7 protein-coding genes and 1 tRNA gene are annotated in these 6,845 nt (G+C 69.0%); 3 read left to right on the forward strand and 5 right to left on the reverse strand.

Annotated features, from left to right (window positions below):
- Positions 1-70: 70 nt before the first annotated feature.
- Positions 71-880, reverse strand: a complete 810-nt coding sequence (locus ACRWND_RS29865) for a thioredoxin domain-containing protein (RefSeq protein WP_431954942.1) — start codon at positions 878-880, stop codon at positions 71-73.
- Positions 881-1,177: 297 nt separating this feature from the next.
- Between ACRWND_RS29865 and ACRWND_RS29870 the strand changes: the two genes are divergently transcribed.
- On the forward strand, positions 1,178-2,035 hold the full coding sequence (locus tag ACRWND_RS29870) for a Yip1 family protein (protein WP_431954944.1): 858 nt from the start codon (positions 1,178-1,180) through the stop codon (positions 2,033-2,035).
- Positions 2,036-2,150: 115 nt separating this feature from the next.
- On the opposite strand, the gene dcd is transcribed toward ACRWND_RS29870, so the two are convergent.
- Positions 2,151-2,726 carry a dCTP deaminase gene (gene dcd / locus ACRWND_RS29875; protein WP_431954946.1) on the reverse strand — a complete coding sequence of 192 codons (576 nt, stop codon included), beginning with the start codon at positions 2,724-2,726 and terminating at the stop codon, positions 2,151-2,153.
- 499 nt (positions 2,727-3,225) lie between these two features.
- Here dcd and ACRWND_RS29880 point away from each other — a divergent pair.
- A tRNA-Gly gene (locus tag ACRWND_RS29880) sits at positions 3,226-3,299 on the forward strand.
- A gap of 324 nt (positions 3,300-3,623) precedes the next feature.
- Here the strand turns inward: ACRWND_RS29880 and ACRWND_RS29885 are convergent.
- From ACRWND_RS29885 to ACRWND_RS29895, 3 genes are all read right to left on the reverse strand, one after another.
- Entirely contained in the window at positions 3,624-4,787 is a 1,164-nt protein-coding gene (locus tag ACRWND_RS29885; protein ID WP_431954948.1) for a tyrosine-type recombinase/integrase, read from the reverse strand.
- Positions 4,787-5,008 (reverse strand): excisionase family DNA-binding protein, encoded by a 222-nt coding sequence (locus ACRWND_RS29890; protein ID WP_431954950.1) that lies wholly within the window; start codon positions 5,006-5,008, stop codon positions 4,787-4,789. Before ACRWND_RS29890 ends, ACRWND_RS29885 begins: the two co-directional genes overlap by 1 nt.
- Positions 5,009-5,189: 181 nt before the next feature.
- A complete protein-coding gene (locus ACRWND_RS29895; protein ID WP_431954952.1) occupies positions 5,190-5,708 on the reverse strand; it encodes a helix-turn-helix domain-containing protein in 519 nt (172 codons plus the stop codon).
- A 286-nt stretch (positions 5,709-5,994) separates the two neighbouring features.
- On the opposite strand from ACRWND_RS29895, the gene ACRWND_RS29900 reads away from it, so the two are divergent.
- Positions 5,995-6,845 (forward strand): DUF3631 domain-containing protein (locus ACRWND_RS29900; RefSeq protein ID WP_431954954.1); only part of this gene is annotated, 851 nt, incomplete at its 3' end.

A 6,845-nucleotide genomic window follows, 5' to 3' on the forward strand; every position in this document is an offset into this window, starting at 1 on the left:
ACCACGCTCCCCACACCCCCACCGGCCTTCCGCGTGGTTCTCAGCCGCTCTCAGCCGTTCTCAGCCGTTCTCAGCCGCCGATGCCGGCGCCCCGCAGCAGCGCGGCGAAGGAGACGGGGTCGAAGAGCTTCTGCAGGTCGTCCTGGGAGACCGCCGTGTCGTCGATCTTCACGTAGGGGGTGCCAGTGGCGCCGCTCTTGACGAACGCCTCCTCGGAGGCGGTCACGAACCGCGCGTAGGACTGACGGCGCACCGCCGTGTCGAAGGCGGCACCGCGCAGTCCCCTCACCTTGCCGGCGAGTTCCAGCAGGTACGCGTCGGTGAACCCGTCCACCTGCTCCTGCGGCTGGTTGGCGTAGAGCAGCTCGTGGTACGTCGCGAAGGCCCCGGTACCCGCCTCGACGGACGCGCGCAGGGCGTTCGCCGCCCTCTTGGAACCGCTGCCCTTGAGGTTCTCGTCCAGGAACGAGGCCAGGGTGTACCGCAGCTTGACGTCGCCGGCCTCGGCCAGCGCCGCCAGCTGCGGCCCGGCGGCCGTCTCGAACGCCTTGCAGACCGGACAGCGCGGGTCCTCGTAGATGTGGACGGTCCTCGGCGCGGCCGGGTCGCCCACCGTGACCGTCGTCCCGTCCGCCTCAAGACGCGCGGGCAGCGCGGCCAGCACCGCGGGGTCCGGCTTCACCGGCACGGCGCCGGCGGCGGACGACGCGGCGGGGGGACTCCCGGCGGCCGGAGCGGCCGGCGTACCGGAGCCGGTGGTCAGCAGCCCGCACCCCGTCACCGCCAGGGCCAGCAGCCCCGCGAGCGCCCCGCCCGCCGCGGCACGCGCCGAGGTGCGCGCGGTCCCGCGCGCGGCATTCCGTACGACCCTGACGACCATCGGCACTTCCCGTTCTTTCGGATCCGTTCCGCCCCGAACGGTAGGGCTTCGCAGGCCCGCGCGCCCGCCCACGCGCCGCCCGGAGCGCTGCCCCGAGGGGCGGCACCCCCGACAGCTGCCGGGCGACGTCTCTCAAGGGTCCGGGACAGGCCCGGGGATTCGGGGCGGATCCCGGCCGGAGCCGGCACCGATGTGCCGCGCCCGCCCGGGTGTGGAATCTGTCACAGCTTGGCAGCAATGCCCCTCCGGGGGCGGGGGGCCCGTCCTCCGCCCCCCGGAACCGGGTACGTTCGAGGCGTGGCTGGATCCAGGAACGAAAGCGGACGGGACGGGGACGTGCAGCAACCGCATCAGCAGTACGGCGGCTACCCGCAGCAGAACACCTCGCCGGGCGGGCAGCAGCCCCACCACGGCTTCGCACCGGCCGCCGAGGGTGAACCCGAGTACTTCGGCTCCGCGGCGTCGACGCCTTCGTACGACAACAGCCCCGGGCACACCCGCGCCTTCTCCATCGGCGACGCGCCCGACGCCTACGCCCCCTACCCGCCGCAGGCCACGCAGCAGGACCAGGTGGCCACCTACCGCGCGGGCCACACCACGGCGCCCCCGGCCGGCCCCCGGCTCGGGTGGAAGCCGCTGCTGAGCGGGATCGTCATGCGCCCGTCCGCCACCTTCTGGCAGATGCGCGACCACCAGGTGTGGGGCCCCGCCCTCATCGTCACCTTCCTCTACGGGCTGCTCGCCGTCTTCGGCTTCGACAGCGCCCGCGAGGACATCCTGGACGCCACCCTCTCCAACAGCGTCCCCTGGGTGGTGTGCACGGCCATCGCCGTCATCCTCTGCGGCCTGATGCTCGGCGCCGTCACCAACGCCCTCGCCCGCCAGCTCGGCGGCGCCGGCGCCTGGGCGCCCACGGTCGGCCTGGCCATGCTCGTCACCTCGCTGACCGACGCCCCGCGACTGGCCTTCGCCGTCTTCCTGGGCAGCGCCAACAGCTTCGTGCAGTTCCTCGGCTGGGCCACCTGGATCGGCTGCGCCTTCCTGCTGACCTCCATGGTCTCCAAGTCCCACGACCTGCCGTGGCCCAAGGCCCTGGGCGCGGCGTCGATCCAGCTCATCGCGCTGCTGGTGCTCTTCAAGCTGCCGGTGATCTGAGGCAGCCCGCTTTCGGGCGCCCCGCCTTCGGGCGCGCGGAAGCACGGGTAAGGGGTGCCGCTCCTGGAGTGGCACCCCTTACCCGCGTCGGATCACAGCGACCTGGTCATGCGGCTCAGACCGGCGTCCGGTGGAAGTTGAGGTAGGAACGCGACGGGGTGGGCCCGCGCTGCCCCTGGTACCGCGAGCCGTACTTGTCCGAGCCGTACGGGAACTCGGCCGCCGACGTCAGGCGGAACAGGCACAGCTGCCCGATCTTCATCCCCGGCCAGAGCTTGATCGGCAGCGTGGCGACGTTGGACAGCTCCAGCGTCACGTGGCCGGAGAAGCCGGGGTCGATGAAGCCCGCGGTCGAGTGCGTCAGCAGCCCCAGCCGCCCGAGGCTCGACTTGCCCTCCAGACGCGAGGCGATGTCGTCCGGCAGAGTGATCACCTCGTACGTCGAGGCCAGCACGAACTCTCCGGGGTGGAGGATGAACGCGTCGTCCCCCTCCGGCTCCACCAGCCGCGTCAGGTCCGGCTGCTCGACGGCCGGGTCGATGTGCGGGTACCGGTGGTTCTCGAACACCCGGAAGAAACGGTCCAGCCGGACGTCGATGCTCGACGGCTGCACCATCGACGGCTCGTACGGGTCGATGCCGACGCGCCCGTTGTCGATCTCGGTCCGGATGTCCTTGTCAGAGAGAAGCACTCCTGCAGAGTACGCGTGGGCGGGGCTCCGGGCCGAATCGAGCCGACCCGGCCCGAAGAACCCCGCGTCACGTCCGACCTGCGCGTCCGGACCTAGGCGGGCCTACTTGCCGCTGTCAGCCGCCACGGGGACGGCACTGCGCAGCCGGGCACACCGTGGACACCTGATCAACCGGCCGGGGCCGAGCCTTCCGGCGCCCAGGTTCTGCATCGGGAACGTAGCGGTGCTGAATACGTGCCCTTCGGCACAACGAACGACGGTGCGATCCATCGCTCCCCTTCTCCCCGGTACCTCAACGACGAAAGCCACACTAGGGGATGAAGCAACCCCTGCCTCATATGGCACTCCGCCCTCTCGGGCACGCAGGCATCCCACACCGTACGCCTCCGCCGCCTCCCTCAGCACACTTTTCAGAGCGACGCGAAGGCCCCGGCGCCATGCGTCCGGGCCTGACATGGGGTACAGTATGCGAGGTCAGATACCTCAACAGGTGTCTTACGCGGGTGTAGTTTAATGGTAGAACATGAGCTTCCCAAGCTCAGAGCGCGAGTTCGATTCTCGTCACCCGCTCCACGCAAAAGCCCCAGGCCAGCGGCCCGGGGCTTTGTTGTTGTCCAGACCATTCCTTGTCCCGCCAGCCCTCCACAAGCCCTTTCTGCTGGCAGAGACCCGGCCTTGGCGTCCTTTCGCGCGATCCGCGAGCCTTTCCGCGCCGGACTTCTCAAATAGCGAGACGCATTTTCTGTGAACTGGGTCATAGAAGTGTGAGGCGTTGGGCATTGCGAAGGCAATACCGCTTCCCGCGAACTCCGTCCGCGGACATGGAGCGGAGACAGGACCGCTGTTGCTGAGCGGTCCCGCCTCCGCCACGCCGCCTCGGGCGAGGTCGTCACAACCTCAGCCGGAGTGCTCCTGCGTCTCCGCCTGGGCCCGCTCGACTGCTTCGCCGCGCTGCTGCCGGACTTCGGCATCGATGCTCTTCGCGAGCTTGCGCTGGTGCTTCTTCTTGGAGTGCTGGTAGATCAGTTGTGCCTTCGGGCTGGACTGGCCCGCGCGGACCATGAGGTCCTTGAGCTTGGCGCCCGAGTCGGCGGCCAGGGTATTGCCGGTATGGCGCAGGTCGTAGAACCGGAAGTTGTCCGGCAGACCCGCAGCTATCCGCGCCTTGCGCCACTTCCGCCCGAAGGAGGATCGCCGCAGGGCGGCTCCTCGCTCGCCCACGATGAGGAGTCCGTCCGGCTCCTTCTCGGCGAACCATTGAAGGTGGCGACGCAGCTCAGGCACCACGAAGTCGGGCAGGTAGACCGCACGCGTGCCCGCCCGCGATTTCGGAGCGCCAATAACCTTCTGACCGCTGGTCAGCTCCGGTGCGGCACGCCTGATCCACACGATGCCCTCGTCGAGGTCGATGTCACGGCGCCGCAGCTCCGCCAGTTCTTCGGGACGGAGAGAGGCGAAGGCGCCCAGGAAGATCATGATCCGCCAGCGTGGTCCGATGGCTTCAGCCAGCGTGTAGACCTGTTCGACCTCCGCGACGTCGCGTTCATCTGCCTCCTCCTTGCCGGCGCCCTTGATACGGCATGGGTTGCTCTTGAGCAGATCGTCGTCGACCGCCGTCTGGAGCACGGCTTTCAGCAGGCGGTAGGACTTGGCGACCGTCGTCTTCGCGCTGTTGGTCGCCTTGAGCCGCTCGGCCCGCCAGACGCGCACGTCCGCCGGTTGGATCTCGTCGAGGTCCAACGCCCCGAAAGCGGGCAGGATGTGGAGCCTGAGCAAGCGGGTGTACAGATCCTCGGTGGTCGCCGCGAGGCCGCGCTCCCGCACCCACTTGTTGGCGAAGTCCTCGAAGTTGACCGCGCCGACGTCGGGGTCGGTCCAGTGCTTGCGTTCTATGTCCGCCTGCGTGAGCGTGAGCCAGGTCGTCGCCTCGGTCTTGGTCTCGAAGGTGTGTGGCGCGTAGCGCCGTTTACCGTCCGGAGCCCAGTAGCGGGCCTGGAAGCGTCCCGACTCGGTCTTGCGTACGCTGCCGAACTCACGCCGCCGCTGCGGCTTGCCCGCCATCAGGCAGCACTGCCGTAGCTGGACCGAACCCGCCGTGCGGGCTGGACGGTGTGGACCTCGATGTAGGCGGTAAGGACGGTCTCGGAGAGGCGGACGTGGCGTCCGACCTTGACGAAGGCGATGCGGCGCTCCGCGATGAGGCGCCGGACGAAACGGATGCCGGTGCCGAGGCGTTCGGCTGCCTCTTCCACCGTGAGGAGGCGGTCAGTGGTGTGTGTCACCCCCTTCGCAGCGTGAGGGGTCTGCGTGGAGGCATGGGGTATCGCCGACCGGGGCACGGCGTGGTCCTCTCTTCGCAGGCCTGTGGCACGGCAATGCCGGCCTGCGGGGATCGATCATTCGGGATGGCGGTTGTGTGTTGCTCCGGCCCTGTGACGCGAGGGCCGTTGGCCGGAAGTCCGCTTACGTGTCACTACTGGGGACGCTGTCGTCGGCCGCGTCCTCACCCGGCGCCTGCCCGTAGGTCTCCAGCATGTGACTACTGGCGACCTGGGCGATGGCGTTGGAGACCATCACGTCGGCCTCTTCGCGGATGTCGGGGTGCTCGGCGAGGTAGGCGTCGAGGGCGTCTCTCGCCTTCGAGAAGGCTGCGTTGGCGCGCTGCGTCTCGCGGTAGGCGTCGACGACGGAGTCGATGAGCTTCATGGCGCGGGCCTTGGCGGCGAGCTGCGGCGGACCGACAAGGTTCCGCAGGTCGATGCCGAACACCTCGGCGAACCCGATCGCCTCGTCAACGTTGATGCGGCGCTTGCGGTTCTCGATGCGCCAGACAGCGGACGGGTTCATGTCGAAGCCTGCCTCGTTCAGGCGGTCGGACAGGGAGTTGGTGCTCCAGCCGCGGGCTTCGCGTTCCAGCTTGATCCGTACGGCGACGTTCTCCTCGCCGCTGATCAGGACGCCTTGCTGGGGTTCCTCGTCCACCGCGACCAGTCCCTTCTGTTCGTAGCGAGTCTCTGCCGTTCGCAGACAGTAAAAGCGTAGCAGGCATCCTGCGATACGCAAAAAACTTCTGCAATCGGCAATCGTGTGCCATGCTGGTACTCCCACCAGCACCGCGCCCGAGGCGCCCGACCCCCAAGACACGAAAAGCCCCCCAGCAGAGCCGGGGGGCCAAGCGCAAACCTCACAACCGCCATCCCTAGCGATCAACCCGCGTGGCCGGGATTGCCGTCCCATATGGCCCGCGAGCAGAGGAGCTGACGTCAGTATGCCCGATCCGCAGCCGAACCTGCCATCCCTCCCCGCTGCCCCCTCCGTGTGGCCGACCGTCGCGATACCCGGCCGGCTGGCCCAGCCCGCACCGCCGACACCAGCGCCCGCAGAACCGCCCGCCGACGAACCCGAGCCCGCCCCGGCATCCGAGGGCCAGCAGGTGCTGGCCGATCTGCGCGAGCAGATCCGCCGGTACGTCGTACTGCCGAACGAGGAAGCCTTCACCGCCGTGACCCTCTGGGTCGCGGCCACCCACCTGCAGACCGCGTGGCAGCACGCACCGAGGCTGGCCGTGGTCGGACCGGCCAAACGGTGCGGCAAGTCACGGCTCCTGGACGTGATCACCGAAACCGTCCACGACCCGCTCATCACGGTCAACGCCTCAGCCGCAGCAGTGTTCCGGTCCATCACCGACACCCCGCCCACACTGCTGGTCGACGAGGCCGACACCCTCTTCGGGTCCGCGAAAGTCGCGGAGAAGAACGAGGAGATGCGCGGCCTGCTCAACGCGGGGCATCAACGCAACCGGCCCACGCTCCGGGTCTCCGGACCCAACCACGAAGTATCGAAGTTCCCCACCTTCGCCATGGCCGCCCTCGCGGGCATCGGCGACCTGCCCGACACGATCATGGACCGGTCGGTCGTCATCCGGATGCGCCGACGCAGGCCGGGCGAGAAGGTGGCGGAGTTCCGAAGCTTCCGCGACACCCCCTCCCTCCACGCACTGCGCGACCGGCTCACACAGTGGCTGGCCCCACTCCACACCGACGCGATCGAACTGACGCCGACCATGCCGGTCGAAGACCGCGCCGCCGACACCTGGCAGCCGCTGATCGCCATCGCCGA

Origin of the sequence: Actinacidiphila sp. bgisy167, assembly GCF_965342175.1 — a bacterium.
In the GTDB taxonomy this organism is placed as follows: Bacteria; Actinomycetota; Actinomycetes; order Streptomycetales; family Streptomycetaceae; genus Actinacidiphila.

Bases quoted from the DNA above. Each gene is read 5' to 3' on its own strand.
- ACRWND_RS29865 (WP_431954942.1), bottom strand. From the start codon at position 880: ATGGTCGTCAGGGTCGTACGGAATGCCGCGCGCGGGACCGCGCGCACC.
- ACRWND_RS29885 (WP_431954948.1), bottom strand. From the start codon at position 4,787: ATGGCGGGCAAGCCGCAGCGGCGGCGTGAGTTCGGCAGCGTACGCAAG.